The sequence below is a fragment of the Pedobacter gandavensis genome (assembly GCF_032678745.1).
GTDB classification, from domain to species: Bacteria; Bacteroidota; Bacteroidia; order Sphingobacteriales; family Sphingobacteriaceae; genus Pedobacter; species Pedobacter gandavensis_C.
Map to the genome: position 1 here is coordinate 860,608 of NZ_JAVTST010000001.1, position 19,919 is coordinate 880,526.

15 protein-coding genes are annotated in these 19,919 nt (G+C 41.3%); 9 read left to right on the forward strand and 6 right to left on the reverse strand.

All coding sequences use genetic code 11. The features are described from left to right. Positions 1-24: 24 nt before the first annotated feature. From xylA to R2S10_RS03385, 4 genes are all read left to right on the forward strand, one after another. Positions 25-1,356, forward strand: coding sequence for a xylose isomerase (gene xylA / locus R2S10_RS03370; RefSeq protein ID WP_316839029.1), 1,332 nt, complete (start codon positions 25-27; stop codon positions 1,354-1,356). A gap of 20 nt (positions 1,357-1,376) precedes the next feature. Then, positions 1,377-3,065, forward strand: a complete 1,689-nt coding sequence (locus R2S10_RS03375) for a sodium/sugar symporter (protein WP_316839030.1) — start codon at positions 1,377-1,379, stop codon at positions 3,063-3,065. 311 nt (positions 3,066-3,376) lie between these two features. Beyond that, a complete protein-coding gene (locus tag R2S10_RS03380; protein ID WP_316839031.1) occupies positions 3,377-4,198 on the forward strand; it encodes a hypothetical protein in 822 nt (273 codons plus the stop codon). 30 nt (positions 4,199-4,228) lie between these two features. Continuing rightward, positions 4,229-5,290, forward strand: coding sequence for a PCMD domain-containing protein (locus R2S10_RS03385; protein WP_316839032.1), 1,062 nt, complete (start codon positions 4,229-4,231; stop codon positions 5,288-5,290). Between the two features lie 9 nt (positions 5,291-5,299). Here R2S10_RS03385 and R2S10_RS03390 read toward each other — a convergent pair whose 3' ends face one another. Further along, a complete protein-coding gene (locus R2S10_RS03390; RefSeq protein ID WP_316839033.1) occupies positions 5,300-7,189 on the reverse strand; it encodes a gamma-glutamyltransferase family protein in 1,890 nt (629 codons plus the stop codon). 235 nt (positions 7,190-7,424) lie between these two features. Here R2S10_RS03390 and R2S10_RS03395 point away from each other — a divergent pair, with 235 nt between their 5' ends. Then, positions 7,425-9,818 (forward strand): ABC transporter permease, encoded by a 2,394-nt coding sequence (locus R2S10_RS03395; RefSeq protein ID WP_316839034.1) that lies wholly within the window; start codon positions 7,425-7,427, stop codon positions 9,816-9,818. Here R2S10_RS03395 and R2S10_RS03400 read toward each other — a convergent pair. Then, positions 9,805-11,046, reverse strand: a complete 1,242-nt coding sequence (locus R2S10_RS03400) for an MFS transporter (RefSeq protein WP_316839035.1) — start codon at positions 11,044-11,046, stop codon at positions 9,805-9,807. The genes R2S10_RS03395 and R2S10_RS03400 overlap by 14 nt on opposite strands. A 151-nt stretch (positions 11,047-11,197) precedes the next feature. Then, on the reverse strand, positions 11,198-12,220 hold the full coding sequence (locus R2S10_RS03405; protein ID WP_316839036.1) for a DUF6515 family protein: 1,023 nt from the start codon (positions 12,218-12,220) through the stop codon (positions 11,198-11,200). Positions 12,221-12,340: 120 nt separating this feature from the next. On the opposite strand from R2S10_RS03405, the gene R2S10_RS03410 reads away from it, so the two are divergent. The 3 genes from R2S10_RS03410 to R2S10_RS03420 all read left to right on the forward strand — a co-directional run bounded on the left by R2S10_RS03410 (position 12,341) and on the right by R2S10_RS03420 (position 16,607). Further along, entirely contained in the window at positions 12,341-14,083 is a 1,743-nt protein-coding gene (locus R2S10_RS03410; protein ID WP_316839037.1) for an ABC transporter ATP-binding protein, read from the forward strand. Between the two features lie 19 nt (positions 14,084-14,102). Beyond that, positions 14,103-15,701: a Na+/H+ antiporter gene (locus R2S10_RS03415; RefSeq protein WP_316839038.1), complete on the forward strand. Its 1,599-nt coding sequence runs from the start codon at positions 14,103-14,105 to the stop codon at positions 15,699-15,701. Positions 15,702-16,115: 414 nt separating this feature from the next. Beyond that, a complete protein-coding gene (locus R2S10_RS03420) occupies positions 16,116-16,607 on the forward strand; it encodes a YMGG-like glycine zipper-containing protein (protein ID WP_316839039.1) in 492 nt (163 codons plus the stop codon). 109 nt (positions 16,608-16,716) lie between these two features. Here R2S10_RS03420 and R2S10_RS03425 read toward each other — a convergent pair whose 3' ends face one another. The 3 genes from R2S10_RS03425 to R2S10_RS03435 form a co-directional block, all read right to left on the reverse strand. Further along, positions 16,717-17,019 carry an aminoglycoside phosphotransferase family protein gene (locus tag R2S10_RS03425; protein ID WP_316839040.1) on the reverse strand — a complete coding sequence of 101 codons (303 nt, stop codon included), beginning with the start codon at positions 17,017-17,019 and terminating at the stop codon, positions 16,717-16,719. After that, positions 17,019-17,876, reverse strand: a complete 858-nt coding sequence (locus R2S10_RS03430; protein WP_316839041.1) for an NAD(P)-dependent oxidoreductase — start codon at positions 17,874-17,876, stop codon at positions 17,019-17,021. Before R2S10_RS03430 ends, R2S10_RS03425 begins: the two co-directional genes overlap by 1 nt. A gap of 136 nt (positions 17,877-18,012) precedes the next feature. Then, a complete protein-coding gene (locus tag R2S10_RS03435) occupies positions 18,013-18,441 on the reverse strand; it encodes a VOC family protein (RefSeq protein ID WP_316839042.1) in 429 nt (142 codons plus the stop codon). A 245-nt stretch (positions 18,442-18,686) separates the two neighbouring features. Between R2S10_RS03435 and hmpA the strand changes: the two genes are divergently transcribed. Then, on the forward strand, positions 18,687-19,916 hold the full coding sequence (gene hmpA / locus R2S10_RS03440) for an NO-inducible flavohemoprotein (protein ID WP_316839043.1): 1,230 nt from the start codon (positions 18,687-18,689) through the stop codon (positions 19,914-19,916). The last annotated feature ends 3 nt before the right edge of the window (positions 19,917-19,919 follow it).

The window sequence follows — 19,919 nt, forward strand, 5'->3', positions numbered from 1 at the left end:
TTATCACCAAAATATAGAACCACAATGACAACAGTAACCACAGGAGAAAAGGAATTTTTTAAAGGAATCGGACAAGTAAAGTTCGAAGGATTAAACTCAGACAACCCACTGGCTTTTCGCTGGTATGACGAAAATAGAATCATTGCAGGAAAAACCATGAAGGATCATTTGCGCTTCGCTTGCGCCTACTGGCATTCATTTGTAGCCACAGGTGGAGATCCATTTGGAGAACCTACGCTCATTCATCCATGGAATGAGAAAGCTGATGCAGTTGAACGTGCGAAAGATAAAATGGATGCAGCATTTGAATTCATCACCAAGATGAACCTGCCTTATTACTGCTTTCATGATGTAGATCTGGTAGATTACGGCAATGATGTTCATGAAAACGAACGACGTTTACAGGCAATTGTGGACTATGCAAAGCAAAAACAAGCCGCAAGTGGCGTGAAATTACTTTGGGGAACTGCCAATCTATTTTCTCATCGCCGTTATATGAATGGTGCAGCTACCAACCCTGATTTTCATGTTTTGGCACATGGTGCAGCGCAGGTCAAATCAGCTTTAGACGCTACAATAGCCTTAGATGGAGAGAATTATGTATTCTGGGGAGGTCGTGAAGGCTATATGAGTCTTTTGAACACCAACATGAGACGTGAGCAGGAACATATGGCTAAATTCTTACATGCAGCTAAAGATTACGCCAGAAAACAAGGCTTCAAAGGCACTTTCTTTATTGAACCTAAACCATGCGAACCATCTAAGCATCAATACGATTACGATGCTGCAACGGTGAGTAATTTCCTTCGCCAATACGGCTTAATGGATGATTTTAAACTGAACATTGAAGTGAATCATGCCACCCTTGCCGGTCATACTTTCCAACATGAGCTACAGGTAGCTGCTGATGCAGGTTTGTTGGGTTCTATGGATGCCAACAGAGGTGATTATCAGAATGGTTGGGATACGGATCAATTTCCAAATAACATCAATGAGTTGACAGAAGCAATGCTGATTGTACTGGAAGCCAATGGATTGCAAGGTGGAGGAATCAATTTTGATGCTAAAATCAGAAGAAACTCTAGCGATCCTGCAGACTTGTTTTATGCGCATATCGGTGGAATGGATACTTTTGCAAGAGCATTGGTGACTGCGGACCAGGTACTTCAAAACTCCGACTACCTGAAAATCAGGGCTAACCGTTATGCATCTTTTGACCAGGGTGCCGGAAAAGATTTTGAAAACGGTAAATTAAACCTGGAAGACCTGCGCAATTATGCGATTGAGAAAGGCGAACCAAACACCATCAGTGGACAGCAAGAACTCCTTGAGAATATCATTAACAGATTCATTTAAAGTTAAATAACCTAATTCATATGAACTCATTGAGTACGTACGACTATGTCGTTTTCCTGGTTTATTTTCTGATTGTCTCCGTTTATGGCTGGTCGGTTTATAAGAAAAAACAAGCCCATAAAGAGAATTCAAAAGATTTCTTTTTAGCGAAAGACTCGCTAACCTGGTGGGCAATTGGAGCCTCTCTAATCGCTTCAAATATCTCGGCCGAGCAATTTATCGGGATGAGTGGTTCGGGCTTCACTATGGGGCTTGCAATCGCCACCTACGAATGGATGGCTGCAGCAACCCTCATCATCGTTGCAATATTTTTCATTCCGGTGTATTTGAAAAACAAAATTTACACCATGCCCCAGTTTCTTGGGCAGCGTTACAACAGTACAGTGGCCATGATTATGGCGGTGTTCTGGTTACTGCTGTACGTGGTCGTGAACCTGACCTCCATCCTTTACCTGGGTGCATTGGCCATCAACAGTATTTCGGGCATCAATACCACCGCCTGTATGTACGTGCTTGCGGTGTTTGCCATCATCATCACCCTGGGTGGAATGAAAGTAATCGGTTACACGGATGTCATCCAGGTTTTCTTTTTAATCCTGGGTGGTCTGGCTACCACTTACCTTGCTCTGGAACTCGTAGCCACTCATTTTGGCAGTTCCGGTGTATTGAATGGTTTGGCGATGGTCAAGGAAAAAGCTTCAGATCATTTTCATATGATCTTTAAACAGGAAAATCCGCATTACATGGACCTTCCAGGCTTAACGGTACTGATTGGCGGGATGTGGATTGTGAACCTGAACTACTGGGGTTGCAACCAATACATCACACAAAGGGCATTGGGTGCTGATCTAAAAACCGCGAGATCCGGTTTATTATTCGCCGCTTTCCTAAAACTGTTGATGCCGATTATTGTGGTATTGCCAGGTATTGCCGCCTATGTCCTGTACAAGGAAGGCTATGGTAATTTCCATACTGCAATGATGAAAAACGGTGAACTGAATGCAGATTCGGCTTATCCGGTATTGCTAAACCTGCTTCCTGCAGGACTGAAAGGGCTTTCATTCGCCGCTCTAACCGCAGCAATTGTAGCTTCACTGGCAGGAAAAGCAAATAGCATTGCCACGATTTTCACCCTCGATATTTACAAAAAGGTGATCCGTAAGGATGCTGATGAACACAAACAAGTGGTAGTTGGTAGAATCACGGTTATCGTAGCCATGTTACTGGCCATTGTGATCGCACCACAATTGGGAATTGACAAAAAAGGCGGTTTCCAGTTTATTCAGGAGTACACAGGCTTTGTTTCACCAGGTATTTTCGCCATGTTCTTACTAGGTTTTTTCTGGAAAAGAACAACTTCCAATGCGGCATTGTTCGCTACGATTGGTGGGTTCTTACTTTCTGTAGGCTTCAAAGCCTTGCCTAATTTCTGTAACCTGGAAGGATTGAGCCAATTGGGCTTCTCGAAATTAGCGGTACAGAAGGATGGCAGTATGATCTATGAAATCCCCTTCCTGGATAGAATGGGCTTTGTTTTTATCATTTGCGTTGTTGCGATGGTAGTCATCAGCTTATTTGAAAACAGAAAAGGTGTCAATCCTAAAGGATTGGATGTAGATCGCGGAATGTTTAAGACCAATGCTGGCTTTACTGCCGGAGCATTGATCATTATTGGGATCATTATCGCCCTTTATAGTATCTTCTGGTAGATTTTAACACCTTACTTTTTACAGGGATATTTCCATAAGTCTCTTCTTATTGGAAATATCCCTTTTTTATTGCCCTGCTTTTCCTAGCAAGGTTCAGACAATTACCCATTTTTCAAAAGAATCAGCAAGGGTATTCCCTTACTATATCCCCGTTATAACCTGCTTGTCCTCTACTGATATGAGTTTAGGCTAACTTTGATCCCAAAAAGACTTTATTCTTGTTTTATTTTGAAAACTTTCCCTGCTAAACTTTTGTTAGGAGTAACAAAAAAGGAATACAAAAAAACCTTATTTTGAAATAAATCTACTGAATGAATCCTCTACCTAAACGAATGCCTTTCCTTAAATCAATTCGCCAATCCAATGCCATCTTATTCAGAAGGCCTGGATCTATTAGCCTTATTTTACTTTTCTTTTGTTGCTGGAGCAGTTCTTCCCTTTTTGCTCAGGAACAGTTATACAAATCAGAAATCAAACAACAAACCGATTCAAAAGAAGAAAAGCCGGATGGGTTGGTCATAGAAAAAGGACTTAGGTTTAATATTTTGACCTTTTCATTAAGTAGCAGAAATGCGGTAAATGACCAGAACCTTTTTGTCAATTATATAGATCAAAAGAAAAACAGCTGGGCGGTACGTGGGGATGGTGGTTACATCATCAAAAAAAACCTGGGCGTAGGTTTGGGCTTATCTTATGGCCAATCAAAAGACAACAATTTAATTAAAAACGCGGATGGCAATTTAACCAGTAACAAGAGTTTTTCCAATAACTATGGTGTAAGGCCATTCATTAAGAATTTTATCCCTCTGGACCGTAAAAACAGATTTTACATTGTCAACCAAACGGAAATTCAATTGTTATTTGACCGTTCAGTAAAAGAGAGCGTTGTGGATGAAGTGCTCACCAGAACCTATACATCAAAAGACACTTATGGCGTTGGACTAAGACCGGGATTAATGATATTTATTGTAAAAAACTTCGCATTTGAGACTACAGTCGACATTTTCGGGATCAATACCAGTGTAGAAAAAAGCAAGACCACCGGAATGCAGGATTCCAGGGTAACCACTACGGATATGAACTTTAAAATCAATATCCTAAAAATTGGTTTCGGTTTTTCTACTTATTTCTAATGGAGGTTCTCCTAAAATTTTAAAAAGCATATGCTAAATTATAAATCAATCTTTTTTGTACTTGCCGGAGCAGCATTGCTGTCTTCCGGATGCGTAAAAGAAACTTATTTCGGAAAATCCAGCTTCAAGAAAATCCTTTATTTTACGGTTTCCAATGAGTCGGGAAGTACTTTGATCAATCAGGACAGTTTAATCGTCCGTCTGAATGTAGATGCGAATGCGGATCTGACAAAATTATTTCCAGACTCCGTACGCTTGTCTACCTATGCAACACTTAGTCCCGGTCTTCGGGTTCCTCAGGATTTCAGCAAGCCTGTACCCTATACGGTGACGGCAGAAGACGGCACACAGGCAGTCTACACGGTAATTGTACAAAAACAATCTGCGAATCCGCAGCTCAGCAATTCAAATTTCAATGACTGGTATACGCCTAGCGGGAAAAATTATAAACAGCCTGGCTTGGATGCCAATACAGAATGGGCTACAGGAAATGATGGGGTGGTCAGTCTTTCTACTGCCAATACGACTCCGATTGAAATTGCTTCAGGGGATCTTGCGGCTCAAATGATCACTAAAGATCTGGGTATTTTAGCACAGCTAACTGGTCAGCGGATGGGTGCCGGAACCTTGTTTACCGGTACATTTAAGTTAGACCTCAGCAATCCTTTAAATTCTGCGAAATTTGGAATCGCTTACACTTCAAGACCGAAGAGTTTTTCAGTAAGTTATAAATATCTGCCCGGTACGCCATATAGGAACGGTGCCGGACAGACTTTGAATAAAGTAGACAGCTGTGATATTTACCTGTTACTGGAAAACAGAAACGGGCAAGTGGTAAAAAGATCGGCTACCGCCTGGTTCAGGTCTGCAGAAACAGTAAATGAGCTGACTAAAATTACAGTTCCATTGGTTTACGGCACATTACCTGCGGGTAGCCCAAGCTATCAGCTTCCTCCAAGCGGCTTATTTGCTACTGAAAGCGAGGCAATCACCCACATCAGTATTGTATTCTCTTCCAGTGCTTCCGGTGCAAAATATGAAGGTGGATTGAATAGTACGCTTATTGTCAACGATCTGGTATTGAATTATTAAAAGATAACGCTACCAACCAATTCCATAGTCTTCGCCATGATTGCTGGATCCTCCCCATAGGCTACCATGTTTCCAGTCGAAGTAAATGGCGTTAATCGGGCCACTCGTCCTATCACTGAAACTCAAGATATAACCCATCTTTTGAAGTGCTTCGCGCGTGGCTGAAGGCGTATTGCTGTTTAGTAAAATCTGTCCCGGCTTAGGCATCCTATCCTCCGTTTTTGTTCCTCCCAAAGATAGCCAGAGCTGATTCGTATTGATATTTGCCGCTTCGGAAGCCTGTTGAACGTTCATTCCAAACTCAGTTACATTTAAGAAAAACTGCAACAGGTTCTGATCCTGAGTATCTCCGCCTTGTACGGCAGAAGCTAAAAATGGTTTCCCATCTTTTAGCGCCAAAGAAGGTGATAAAGTAACCCTTGGTCTTTTTCCGGGAGCGACCACATTAAAAGGATTTAAGGTGCTGTCCAATACAAAGCTTTGCATCCGCTGACTCATCCCAATCCCTGTTTCCCCTGCAATACAGGCAGGAAGCCATCCGCCACTTGGCGTAACCGACACTACCCAACCTTCTTTATCTGCGGATTCTATAGAGGTAGTCCCTAGCAGCAGTCTTTCCTGATACAGCTCATCTGAAGAAGTGTTGAGTTTTCCAAGATCATGTTTTGGTGCGAAATTCCGACTGGTGGTATCCAGTTCATATCCTCTTTTTTGCAGGAGGTTGAGGTAAGGATTGGTTTTTCCTTCAAATGGATAGGGATTTCCTGGTCCAATGTTCGGGTTATTTTTATCATATTGAATGAGTTTTGCACGTTCTTTTGCATACTCCTTACTGAGTAAGCCTTTGATAGGACCTTGTGGTTTTGTAGCAGGATCTCCGTAATAGAAATCACGGTCGGCAAAGGAAAGATTCATGGCCTGATATAGGGTATGGATATATTTCGGACTATTGAAGCCCATCCCTTTCAGGTCAAAGTTCTCCAGAATATTCAAAGCCTGTAGCATCACAGGTCCTTGTGTCCACTGTTGCAATTTGTAGACCTCAATCCCTTTATAGTTGACTTGTAGTGGTTCTTCTGCCAGCGGTTTCCATTTGGCCAGATCTTCCATGGTAATCAGTCCACCTTGCTCCTGCGCGCCACGTACAAATTCCTTTGCAATGTCTCCCTTATAAAAACGATCATATGCTGCCATTAAGGCTTCTTTCCTGCTTTTCCCTTGTTTGAGTGCCTTAGTTTCCGCTTCTACCATTTTCGTTAGAGTGGCAAGAAGGTCTTTTTGTACAAAGATCTCCCCTGCTTCTGGCGCTTCTCTTTTTTCACCTGGATGAGTCAGAAAGACCTTTTTACTATATGGCCATCCCTTGATGAGCGCTTTCCCTCTTTCAATGCTATTTGCTGCCTGAGCTTCGATCGGATAACCAGCAGCCATTTCCATAGCTGGTGCCAGTACTTCTTTAAGGCTCAGCTTACCGAAATTGACCAGCATATAAATCAAACCTCCTGGTGTTCCGGGCGTAGTTGCTGCCAAAGCCCCATATTCCGGAGGGAAGTTATAGCCCTTGCTTTTGAAAAAATCTACTGTTGCTCCTGTTGGCGCCACACCCATCGCATTAATGGCGATGACTTTTTTCGTCTTTGGATTATAGATTAAGGCTTGTGTTTCCCCACCCCAACTGAGCGTATCCCACATGGTACAGGTAGCAGCCAACATCGCGCAAGCGGCATCAACAGCATTCCCTCCTTTTTGAAAGGTCATCGCACCAGCAGTAGCGGCCAAAGGTTTTCCTGTAATCGCCATCCAGTTCCGTCCGTACAATACCGGTTTTTGGGTTTGTTGGGCAGCCAATGGCAAGATCGAGGTAGCAGAAAGACAAAGGACAGAAAATAAGTGTTTCATAGAAATGGGATCAAGTTTTAAAATTACTTATTTTAGAAAGCTACTCAAAGGACAATATAAATGTAGCTGTCACAATCTAGCTACCGGATTTCATAAACTGTGCGTTTTCGATCATTTATGTTCATTATTGAACGGAAAACAAAGTTACTGCTTGCTGAAAGCGCTGTGATCAGGGCTTTCAGCGGGGCGATTAAAACTGGCATACTGTTGGTGAACAGCAGTACAAATCATTATTATGTTTAAACTGAACTTCAAAATTGCATTCAGAAATCTGTGGAAGAATAAAGGATATACCTTGATCAATATCATGGGGCTTGCTATTGGCATGACCAGCTGTATCCTCATCTTTATTTTCATTAGGTATCAATTGAGTTTTGATGAAGGTTATAAAAATGAGCATCGCATTTACCGATTTGTAACGACCTGGAACTATACCAGCTTCGATGATTATTCGCAAGGTGTACCCAGACCACTTCCTGCGGCAGCAAGAAATGAGTTTGCAGGGATTGAAAAGGTGGCCACAATTTCCAGCAGCGGCGGAGTCATACATGTCAAAGATGATCAGGGCAAAGAGAAACTAAAAATATTAGCAAGCGTCTTTTATGCGGAACCTGAATTCTTTGAAATCTTTGACCTTCATTTGAACACGGGGTCCCCACAAACTGCATTATCGGCCCCAAATACAGTGGTGCTTTCAGAAAATACGGCTATAAAATTCTTTGGAAGCCCGGAAAAGGCATTGGGTAAAAGCATTCAATATGGGACAAAAACCTTACTCAAAGTAACAGGAGTATTCAAGGATCTTCCGGAGAATAGCAGTTTTCCTTTGAAAATTGTGATCAGTAATACCACTGATCCGGGTAGAAATCAAAACATATGGGATTCTGTCAGTTCACAAACAGAATGTTACGTTTTGCTAAAAGAAGGCGTATCCATTACCGATATGGATCAGCCCCTGGCGGCGTTCAATAAAAAGCACTATGCACATAGCAACATTTCCGGCAATCAAAAGAACGCTTTCCAGGGATTAAGGGAGCTTCATTTTAATGTTGAGCGCTATGGGATTTTCGGGGAAAGTTCCATCAGCAGAAAGGAACTCTATGGGCTTGCGATTATTGGGTTATTTCTGATGGTCACCGCTTGTATCAATTTTATCAATCTGGCCACTGCCCAGGCCATTAACCGATCAAAAGAAGTAGGCGTAAGAAAAGTGATGGGCAGTAAACGGGGACAGTTAATCCTGCAGTTTTTAACGGAAACATTTACCATTACGCTCCTTGCCTTATTGATTGCGGGTGTGTTGACAGAAATTGCCCTGCCTACACTAGAGCATTTATTTAAGGCTAAAATGTCCTTGAGTTTATTTCAAGAACCTATCATTTTCTTGTTTCTTGGCGGACTGGTGTTGTTGGTGAGCTTCCTTGCCGGCTTTTACCCCGCACTGATCATGTCAGGATTTAGTCCTGCATTGGCCATAAAGAATAAGGTGAGCATAAACTCTGGAAGCTTAAACCTGCGAAAAGTATTGGTGGTATTGCAGTTTTCTATTACCATCATTCTCATTATTGCCACTTTGATGATCTTAAGGCAGATGAAGTATGTAACTGAAAAACCATTAGGCTTCGACAAACAAGCAGTAACGATGGTAGTTGTCCCTACCGATAGCTTAAGTCGGCTAAAACAACATAACTTTAAAGAAAGAGTCCTTCAGATTCCAGGCATTCAAATGATTAGTTTTTGTCAGAAAGCACCATTATCAGGTGACATGTGGACTACGAACTTCTCTTTTAATGGTGCAGAGAATAAAGATTTTGAAATCAGACTAGCCAATACAGATCCCGGCTATTTTGAACTTTTCAAACTAGCCCTTGTTGCAGGAAAAACATATTCAAAACCTGATTTCGCAACAGGCTACGTGGTGAATGAAACCTTTTTAAAGAAAACAAACATTTTAAATCCGGAAGAGGCACTGGGTAAGATAATAGATCAGAATGGTGTAAAAGCACCGATTATTGGGGTGCTTAAGGATTATAATGATCAATCTTTGAAAACCAGCATCTCTCCGGTCGCCTATTTTGCAGATCCTAATGCCTATTACCAGGCTGCCATTAAAATTGACCCGAAACAGGTCGTACCTGCGATGGAAAAAATAAACGCTTTATGGAATGAGACTTTTCCCAATCATGTTTTCCAGTCTAAATTTGTTGATGAAGATGTGAACCGATATTATGAAAGCGAGCGCATTACCGGGATCCTGTTCCGTGTTTTCGCCGGGGTCATCATTTTCATCTCTTTTATCGGTTTGTTTGGCTTGGTTTCATTTGTCGCTTCGCAAAGAACCAGAGAAGTGGCGATTAGAAAAGTATTGGGTGCTTCTAATTACGAATTGATCAGGATGTTAAACAGTTCTTTTCTAATGATGGTCTTCCTTGCCAACCTGATTGCCTGGCCTCTAGCCTATTTATTTGTCTCGAAATGGCTTTCAGGCTTTGCTTACCGAACAGAGATCAGCATATGGCCTTTTGTACTGGCGATGGTCGTTTCTATGACCCTTACCTTTATTACAGTCACCATTAGGTCCTATAAGGCCGCAAAAGCCAATACCATTGATGCGCTTAAGTATGAATAGCTGCCAATTCCTTTGCTTTTCTTTCTTTCGCTTTTCTTAGGAAACGCAATAGCAATATACCAATCAGGATGGTGATGAAACCTTGTATCATGACCGTATCCGGGGTACCGATCAATTGAGATAAATAGCCCACCAATAATCCGCCCAAGGGTTGCATTCCAAAGAAGGCCATGGCATAGAAACTAATGACCCTTCCACGCATGGCCGGATCTACTGTGGTCTGGATAAGTGTATTGCTGATGGTAATCTGCGACATCATCCCGAAACCGGAGATCGTGGCAAAAACCAGGGCGACAGGATAATAAGTGGTGTGTGAGAATAACACCAGTCCTACGCCAAAGATCAGGGTACTGATGGCCAGGATTTTTCTTAGATTTCTACCTGGTTTTAAGGACGCAAGGAAAATCGCTCCGCAGAAAGCCCCCAATCCGATGACACTATCGATTACCCCGAAAGTGGATGCTGTACCTTTAAATATATCTTTTGCATAAACGGGAATCAGTGTACTAAATGGCAGGACAAGCAAGCTGATCAATGCCAGCATGATCAGTACAAAAGAAATGGAAGGTGTTCTTTTGATATACTGGAAGCCCTCTTTTAGTTCTCCAAATATATTCTTGGTACGGGGAACTACTTTGAATTTTGGCAAGCGCATCATCAACAATGAGCCAATCACCGCAATAAAGCTAAAGGCATTCAGACCAAAACAGATGTCTTCTCCAAATTTTTCCAATGCTAAGCCGGCAATCCCTGGCCCAATTAATCTGGAAAGGTTCACCATAGAGGAATTCAAGGCAAGGGCATTGGGTAAATCATTTTTGTCCTCTACCATTTCATAGACCAATGATTGTCTGGCGGGGACATCAAAAGCATTGATTAAGCCTAATAATGCGCTTAAAGCAATGATTTCCCAGACAGAATAATCTTTAAAGAAGATCAGTAAAGTGAGGAGGATCGCCTGGATCATGGAGGCCACCTGCGTTAAAAGCAGTAATTTGTATCGATTGTATCTGTCGGCAGCCACGCCACCAATAAAAGAAAAGACAAAAGAGGGAAACAGACTGGCAAATAACGTTAGCCCCAGCATAAAATTAGAATGGGTTTTCTCATAAATCACCCAACTCACTGCCGTCTTTTGCATCCAGGTTCCGATTAGAGAAACAGACTGTCCTGTAAAATACAATCTATAATTACGGTTTTTAAATGCATTAAAGGTGCTAATATTCATAATTCGGTGGAGAAGGCGGATCAGAGGATTTCTAATCAACACATAAAAAAAACAGGACAGAAATTGAGCCAAAAAAAAGCAACCCTTTTGTTAATGACAAAAGGGTTGCTGCTTTTCTGTATTATGAATCAAATGAGAACTGATCTCTATTTTATTTTTCAATCTCAATAGGCTCGTTATCCAATCCAATCACTTTATAAGTGATTTTGTTACCATCTATCAATTTCTCATAATAAACACCATCTGGACTTACATAATAAGTATCTCCTTTGATCAGTATCTCTCTGGAATCTTCAGGCAGCTGATCTACGATATCGCCAATCTGAGCTACGGGATTCACATAGACTGTTTTTCCATCGGTATTCAAAACACCATCTTTACCTGCAACAACGTATACTTGCTTTCCTTCGGCATTCTGAGTGCTGGAGTAATAAACACCTTTACTTTCGTAATAGGTTTGTCCATTAATCACCACCTCTTTTGAATCTGTAGGAAGCGTAGGAACCTCTGCACCTACCGGTGGTACTACTACTTTATATTCTTTATCGTATTGTTTGTAGAACAATCCGTCAGAGAAATAAAAACGGTCAGAACCATAATAGAATGGATAATATCCAAAAGGCAGCACATTGAAACTTAAACCAATAAAAGGCCTGTAATAGTTATAATAACCATAATGAGGTCTGTAGTATGGTCTGTAATGCGGTCTATACCCAGGTCTGTAATCTGGTCTATAGTTAGGCCTGTAATTAGGTCTGTAGCTGTTACCAGGACGATAATTGCTGCCAGGTCTGCTTGGCCTGTAATCTGGCCTATAGCTATTACTAGGCCTGTTTCCTACCGATGGTCTATTACTTCCTGATGGTCTGTTTCCAACTGAAGGCCTATCACCACCCGGAGGTCTGTTACTTCCTGAAGGTCTGTCTATACTTGGCGGCCTGCTTCCTGTTGAAGGAGTACCTATAGATGGTCTGTTACTTCCTCCTGACGAAGGTCTATTTATAGAAGGTCTGCTACCACCTGTTGAAGGCCTGCTTACAGATGGTCTGGCTCCACCGCCTCCACCACCCGATGGCCTCTCGCCTCTTTGGGCAAGAACATCAGTTGTAGTGATTCCGCTTGTTAATAAAACGGCACCTGCAACGACGAACGATTTAAACCATGAACTTTTCATATCTTTTCAATTTTTCACTGTTTGACCGAATAAATGCAAAAAGGATTATTCCGTAGCCAAAGATATTAAAAAGCTGACCTACAGATGATAAAAATCCATTATTATTAGTACCTTTTAGCTATGCCGATCCTATGGAAATATTTTAAAGTACAAAAGTGGTGGGTGCTATTAGCGCTTCTTCTTGCCGCTATTGCACAGCTACTCAGTCTTACTGACCCGATAATTTTTGGAAAGATCATCGATGAATACGCCAGTAATCCGGGCAACAAAAGTCAGGATGAATTGGTTAATGGGGTATTGTACTGGCTGGGTATTGCGATCGCGATTGCCATTGCGGCGAGAGTTGCCAAAGCATTCCAGGAATATTACACCCGATTGGCTGTCCAGCAGTTTGGCATGCAAATTTTCAATGACGGTATCCGGCAAACCTTACGCCTCTCCTTTCAGGAATTCGAGGAAAGTCATAGTGGCGAAACCTTATCTATCCTACAGAAAGTAAAGACTGATACGGAACGTTTTGTTAATGCTTTCATCAACATTCTCTTTTCTTCCATTGTGGGTATGGGCTTTCTCATTTGGTATTCCATTACCAAAAACTGGATGCTGGTACCGGTATTTGTGGTTGGTATTTTGGTCTTAGGTTCCTTAACCGGACTATTGAGTAAGAAAATTAAAATGGTACAGCGTTCTATCAATAGAGAAACCAATAAAATGGCGGGAGTAATTACGGAGTCGCTCAGAAATATCGAATTGGTAAAAAGTCTGGGGCTTACCTTTCCAGAGATCCGCCGTTTAAAACTACAGACTCAAAAGATTTACGATCTGGAGATGACGAAGACCAAAAGGGTTCGGACGCTTTCTTTTCTCCAGGGAACCACACTCAATGTCCTCAAACAATCCATTCTATTCATTTTGCTCTGGCTGATCTTCCGCAATAAGTTGAGTACGGGTGAACTGATCACCATGCAATTCATCTCCACCTCTATCTTTGGTCCTTTACAGGACCTTGGAAACATCATCCTCAGCTATCGGGAAGTGGAAGCTTCGGTTCATAGTTTTGATCAATTGATGCATAAACCAGTAGAACGCAAGCCGGATTCCCCGAGACAAACGGGTCCTTTGCAAAACCTTTCTTTTGATCAGGTGGTTTTTCGTCATAAAACAGCACAAAGCAATGCCATTGACGGGATATCTTTTCATGTCAACACCGGAGAAACGATTGCCTTTGTTGGTCCATCCGGCTCTGGGAAATCGACACTGGTAAAGCTTCTGGTGGGTTTATACCGGCCGGTTTCCGGCTCCATTTTGTTCAACAATATTCCCTCCGGAGAGATCCGTTACAATGAACTCAGGCGACAAATTGGTTTTGTAACACAGGATACGCAGCTTTTTGCAGGCACCATCAAAGAGAATCTTTTGTTTGTCAAAGGAGATGCTACGGATGAAGAATTGCTATTGGCATTAGATAAAGCTTCTTGCACAAACCTTTTGGCGAAATCTGAAAAAGGAATGGATACTTTATTGGGAGAAGGCGGATTGAAGCTCTCTGGAGGTGAAAAACAAAGAATCTCCATTGCCAGGGCATTACTGAGGAATCCGAGACTACTCATATTCGACGAGGCAACTTCCGCCCTGGATTCTTTAACGGAGGAAGAGATCACCTCCACCATTCGCGATCTTTCGATGAGCAGAGAGCGGATTACAGTAGTGATTGCCCACCGATTGTCGACCATTATGCATGCCGATGTGATCTATGTTTTAGAGAAAGGAAAGCTTTCTGAAGCCGGTTCACATGCCGAACTGCTGGAGCAGAAAGGATTATATTATGCCATGTGGAGACAACAAGTTGGCGAAAGAAAGTGATATTTTTATATTTTTGTCCATGATACACGCCAATTTACTGCTGATCCTCGCCTTGTTTTTTGCAATGGCACTCCTTTATTTATTGAGTCAACGCTGGAAAATTTCCTATCCTATATTTCTTGTAATCGGTGGACTAGGCATCAGTTTTATCCCAGGTGTACCCGCCATCAGCATCAATCCTGACATTGTATTTCTGATCTTTTTACCACCATTGTTATTTGAAGCCGCCTGGTATACCTCCTGGAACGAGTTCTGGAAATGGAAAAGGTCTATATTATTGTTAGGTTTTGGATTGGTACTGATCACTTCTGTAGCCATCGCTTACTTTTCAGTAAGTATCATTCCAGGCTTTACATTGGCTTTGGGCTTTTTATTAGGAGGCATCATTTCTCCTCCGGATGCGGTAGCAGCTACTTCTGTATTAAAGGGAGTAGATATGCCAAAAAGAGGCTTAACGATGCTGGAAGGCGAAAGTTTAGTCAATGATGCTGCCTCACTAACGGTTTTCAGGTTTGCATTGGCTTCTATCCTGACTGGTCAATTTGTTTTCCAAAAAGCAGCTACAGACTTTTTAGTATTGGCAGTGATGGGCGTATTTGTTGGTCTGGCGATTGCACATATCCTGTATCTTGTACTGAGGTATTGGGCAAAATCATCGAGTATCACTACTCCAATTACCTTAATCGCACCTTATCTGATGTATATTGTAGCGGAGGAATTCCACTGGTCGGGCGTTTTGGCTGTAGTTAGTGGTGGTTTATTTCTCTCTTTTCGCTCCAACGATTTCCTAAATTACCATACCAGAATTCAAACGAAGGAAGTATGGGCAACGGTAGGTTTTCTTTTGAACGGTTTTGTTTTCATCCTGATCGGATTGGAATTGCCGGTGATTGTTGCCGCTTTAGATGGATATTCTATAAAAGAAGCCATCCATTATGGATTAATCATTAGTGCAATTGTGATCATTGCCAGGATCATTTTGGTATATGTGGTGACCTTCCTACCTAGATTCCTGAGTCCGAAAATTCGTAAATCAGAGAAAAGTCCGGGCTTAAAACTGCCATTCATCATTGGATGGGCAGGTATGCGTGGGGTTGTTTCCCTGGCTTCTGCTTTGGCCATCCCATTAACCTTAGATAATGGTGAGGCCTTTCCTCACCGAAACCTGATCCTGTTTATTACTTTCATCGTGATTTTAGTGACGCTGGTATTCCAGGGTCTTACCCTGCCTATTTTCTTAAGGTTACTGAAAGTTGAAGAAATTGACGATCACCTTCCATTTGATCAGCAAAAAGAAGCCATCAGGCTACAACTGGCTAAAGAATCTGTGACCTTCCTGAACAATAAATACAATCAGGAAATGAAAGATTTTGAAACGATTGCCAGGATAAAAGAGCAATTGGAACGCAGCATCCAGGCGACAGAACAAACCTTAAGCGAGCAAAAGGAACAAGTCGCTTCGGTAAGAAAATTATACGGTAAGATTATGTTGGATTTAATTACCATGAGAAGAATTGAGCTGAACAAATTGCGCGCAACAAAGCAATATGATGATGAGGTGATCCGTGATCTGGAAAGTAGTCTGGATTTGGAAGAAGCACGTTTATACAAGCAATAATAATTAAACCTGTTGCTATCCATATTTCTATTCCTGAGTAACAAATGGCTTACTGCAGTCCTCTATTGGGGGACGATTCCAGTCCTATTGTGGAAATAAGGATATAATAAATCTGTCCAGCGGACCGTTATTGTGATGATGAATTGAAATTCGGGCTTGATTTGAAAATAAATAGACCTAAATACAGGTCTATTTATGGATAGGAAACATCTTTTCCTGCCAATTGTTTAAAAAAAAGAAAGATTTTAAAAGGGCTAAATTCTGATTTGACAATCAATGATTTATAATCAATAATGTGCTTTAAACATAGATTTAACCGCAACATTTTAGTTACTTTCTATTCAATTTCGTCGAATAAATTAAGAGTTTGGCATCATTTTTACAGGATACCAAGTGTAAACAATATTCAAAATTATGAAAAAGATACTTTCAGTAGCGGCATTAGCGATTTTATTATCTGCATGTTCAAATAATGCCAAAGAGGCGGCGATGATTAAACAACAAGCGATTGTTGCTGTAAAAGATAGTCTGAGATTGGATAGTTTCAAAAGAGCAGACGCTCTTGAAAAAGAGAGAATAGCGCAAGTAAAAGACGAAGAGATTAGAACTGCAAGAATCAGAGAAGAAAAAAGAACACTTCTTTTAGCTGAGCGTAATGAAGCTGCAGAAAGAAGATCAAATTCTTCTTCTTCAAACACCGTAGCTACTCCGGCTAAGAAAAAAGGATGGAGCCAAGCTGCTAAAGGTACAGCAATTGGTGCTGGTGCCGGTGCGATCGGTGGTATCCTGGTAGACAAAAACAATGCTAGAGGTGCAATTATCGGTGGTGTTGTTGGTGCAGGAACAGGATATGTGATTGGTAGGGCTCAGGATAGAAAATCAGGTAGAGTACAGCCTAAAAACTAGTATTTACAATTATACAGGTGATCAATATTAGGGATCTGAAAAGATTTGTAAAATATCATCTGATTATTTAAAAAAGGAAGGGCGCTGTAAAGTTCCCTTCCTTTTTCGGTTAAAAAAAACTTGTGGAGCCTTCCAACACCATTTTGGCTAAAGTAGATTCCCCTGGAGCCCTTTCCATCAATAAGGCACTTTCGCTATGTTGCAAAACCTTAACCGCGCCATTACCTGCCCAATGTACCATCAGCTTAGAGCCTCGGCGTTCTTCTTCGGCCATAGGAATTTTAAGCATCGCAGGAATATCTTGATAAAGTACCGCTTGCAAAACACTGGAATCTGTTGCAAAAGCAACACCATCAGTCATTTGTTGGCACTCCTTAAGTTGCATTTTTGCGAATGCTATCTCCTTATTCATTATTTAGCCAGTGATTTGATGACTGCCATTACATCTTCTTCTCCAAGACCTTCTTGTTGTGCTTTTTGAAAGCTATTGAATAAAGGATCAATTAATGGTGCCTGTAAGCCCGCTTCTTTAGCCAGTCGGAGGTCTTTAACCAGGTGTTTCAATGCAAAAGCAGCAGGATATTCTTCGTTTAGAATCGATGGCGTTTTCAGTTTTGTGATGCCATTACCACAGGCACCTTCATTAATGATGGTTAGCATATCCGTTTTACTAACCCCGTTCTGCTCTGCAAAAAGCACTGTTTCTGCAAGGCCTTGCAGGTTTAAGCCCAAAAGGTAATTGATCGCCAGCTTAGCAGAACTTCCTACACCAGCCCCACCAACATGGATGGACAACTTACCTAAAGCTTCAAAAGCAGGTTTTGCTTTCTCGTAAGCGGTAGCCGATCCTCCAACGAGAATAATTAAAGTTCCATCTTGTGCAGGTTTAACACTTCCGGATACTGGTGCTTCCAGAAAATCAACACCACTCTTTTGACAAGCTTCGGATAGATACCTTGAAGTGTCTGGTGAAACGGTACTCATATCAATGATCATTTTACCTTCAGTTGCCTGAGACAATAGTCCTTGCTCGCCTTCAAAAACCGCTTTCACAGCTTGATCATCTGCTAACATAGTAAATACGATATCGCAGGTTTCTAATAATTCCTGCGGATTTTCAGCACTTGTAGCGCCATTGGCGATCAGTTCTTCTTCTTTTTGCTTTGTACGGTTAAAAACTACCACTTCAAAACCTGCCTTTAGTAAATTCTTTACCATCGGCGTTCCCATATTTCCAAGACCTATCCAGCCTAATTTTAATCTACTCATATTCTTTTCCTATTATTCAATGGCCTAAATTAAGCAATTCATCTAGCCTGACAATACGGGCTTATTAAAACAAAAAAGAGCGTCTTCATAAAAGACACTCTTTTTTTACTCCATAAATAGAGACAATTTCTAATGATTATTTCTGATGATAGTCAAAGTTTACCATCCATTGAATGCCAAATTGATCTGTCAGCATTCCAAAGTAAGCGCCCCAGAATGCTTTTTCTAATGGCATCACTATATTCGCCCCTGGCGAAAGCGCAGCAAAAAGACGGTCTGCCTCTTCTTCGCTGTCTGCACTGATACAAATAGAGAAATTATCACCAATATTGAGTTTCTGGCCCATAGCGGGAAGTGCATCAGTCCCCATTAACACATTCCCATTCCCTATCGGAAGGGCAATATGCATGATCTTTTCTTTGTCTTCCGCAGACATATTGTCTCCATGAGGCGAGTCTTTAAAGCGCTGTACCATCGCAAACTCGCCGCCAAATACAGATTTATAAAAATTGAATGCTTCTTCGGTATTTCCAAGGAAGTTTAAATAAGGATTAATAGTTGCCATGGTTGCGTTTTAAGGTTTGTGGTTCTGTTTTGCAGTATCTAAATATATTCAGTTAATTCTACAATTCAAATCTAAGTGTTTTACCAGTCAGCAATACTGGTTGCATCAGACAATAAAAGGGGGGATTTGCGACAAAACAACTAGCCCCCTATTTATCTGTTCAATGTAATATCCTGAGAAATTTCAGTAATAATTATTGCATTCATCTTAAAGTTGTATTTTTGATGCAACTTTAATAAATCACTATGCTTAGTACAACAGAAATCGGCTTAATCAAGGCCACAGTCCCAATTTTAAGAGAACACGGTCTATTGTTAACGCAACATTTTTATAAGAGAATGTTCCAACACAACCCAGAATTAAGGAATACCTTCAATATGGGAAATCAACAAAACGGAACACAACAAACTGCATTGGCGCTTGCCGTTCTTGCTTATGCGGAGAACATTGAAAATCCAGGTGTACTCCTACCGGTACTTCAACGAATTGGTGATAAACATACCAGTTTACAAATCACCGCAGAACAATATGATATTGTAGGCAATCATTTGCTGGCTTCAATTGGAGAAGTGCTTGGCGATGCAGCCACAGCAGATTTAATTACGGCATGGGCCAAAGCTTATGCACAGCTAGCCGACTTAATGATCAATCTTGAAAAGTCTATATATTTACGAAAGGCAGCGGCTCCAGGTGCCTGGACAGGCTGGAGAAAATTCATTATTGATAAAAAAGTACAGGAATCTGATGAAATCACTTCTTTTTACCTACGCCCGGAAGATGGGCTTGATGTTTCAGAACACCAACCTGGCCAATATTTAAGCATCAAGGTATTTATAACTGCTTTAGGAATTTATCAGCCTCGTCAATATAGCATCTCTTCTGCACCGAATTCTGCGTATTACCGCATTTCAGTAAAAAGAGAACCAGGAAATGAGGAAAAAGAAAGTGGAACAGTATCTAACTTCCTACATGATCAGCTGGCTGAAGGCGCGATCATCGAAGCAACGACTCCGGCAGGAGATTTTGTTTTAAATATGACTCAAACCACGCCTTTAGTGCTTTTAAGTGGTGGTGTTGGTCAAACGCCATTCGTTTCAATTCTTGATTTTATGACTCAATCCCTTGGTCAGCAACGTCAGGTGAAATGGGCTCATGCTTGTCGCTCGGAAAGTGTTCATGCCTTCCGTGAGCAAATCAATGCCTGGCAGGCAGAACACGATTGGTTTGAACATATCGTCTTCTATGAAAATATGGAAACACCATCAAAAGAAAACCAATTGTCAAAAGATACTCGCTCAGGGCGCATGGATGTTGCTGAAATCAGCGAAATGCTCCTGATACCAGAAGCAGAATACTATCTTTGTGGCCCCAAACCCTTTATTGAAAAAGCAATAAACGACCTGTCTGCTTTAGGCATTGATCGTAAAAAGTTATTCTTTGAGGAATTTGGCCCACAAACGATTCAAATGAATTAATAC

What these genes read in the sequence shown, in the direction of transcription:
- R2S10_RS03415 (WP_316839038.1), top strand. Translation starts at nt 14,103, where the DNA reads ATGATACACGCCAATTTACTGCTGATCCTCGCCTTGTTTTTTGCAATG.
- R2S10_RS03400 (WP_316839035.1), bottom strand. Translation starts at nt 11,046, where the DNA reads ATGAATATTAGCACCTTTAATGCATTTAAAAACCGTAATTATAGATTG.
- hmpA (WP_316839043.1), top strand. Translation starts at nt 18,687, where the DNA reads ATGCTTAGTACAACAGAAATCGGCTTAATCAAGGCCACAGTCCCAATT.
- R2S10_RS03420 (WP_316839039.1), top strand. Translation starts at nt 16,116, where the DNA reads ATGAAAAAGATACTTTCAGTAGCGGCATTAGCGATTTTATTATCTGCA.
- R2S10_RS03410 (WP_316839037.1), top strand. Translation starts at nt 12,341, where the DNA reads ATGCCGATCCTATGGAAATATTTTAAAGTACAAAAGTGGTGGGTGCTA.
- R2S10_RS03405 (WP_316839036.1), bottom strand. Translation starts at nt 12,220, where the DNA reads ATGAAAAGTTCATGGTTTAAATCGTTCGTCGTTGCAGGTGCCGTTTTA.
- R2S10_RS03375 (WP_316839030.1), top strand. Translation starts at nt 1,377, where the DNA reads ATGAACTCATTGAGTACGTACGACTATGTCGTTTTCCTGGTTTATTTT.
- R2S10_RS03395 (WP_316839034.1), top strand. Translation starts at nt 7,425, where the DNA reads ATGTTTAAACTGAACTTCAAAATTGCATTCAGAAATCTGTGGAAGAAT.
- xylA (WP_316839029.1), top strand. Translation starts at nt 25, where the DNA reads ATGACAACAGTAACCACAGGAGAAAAGGAATTTTTTAAAGGAATCGGA.
- R2S10_RS03390 (WP_316839033.1), bottom strand. Translation starts at nt 7,189, where the DNA reads ATGAAACACTTATTTTCTGTCCTTTGTCTTTCTGCTACCTCGATCTTG.
- R2S10_RS03435 (WP_316839042.1), bottom strand. Translation starts at nt 18,441, where the DNA reads ATGGCAACTATTAATCCTTATTTAAACTTCCTTGGAAATACCGAAGAA.
- R2S10_RS03430 (WP_316839041.1), bottom strand. Translation starts at nt 17,876, where the DNA reads ATGAGTAGATTAAAATTAGGCTGGATAGGTCTTGGAAATATGGGAACG.
- R2S10_RS03385 (WP_316839032.1), top strand. Translation starts at nt 4,229, where the DNA reads ATGCTAAATTATAAATCAATCTTTTTTGTACTTGCCGGAGCAGCATTG.
- R2S10_RS03425 (WP_316839040.1), bottom strand. Translation starts at nt 17,019, where the DNA reads ATGAATAAGGAGATAGCATTCGCAAAAATGCAACTTAAGGAGTGCCAA.
- R2S10_RS03380 (WP_316839031.1), top strand. Translation starts at nt 3,377, where the DNA reads ATGAATCCTCTACCTAAACGAATGCCTTTCCTTAAATCAATTCGCCAA.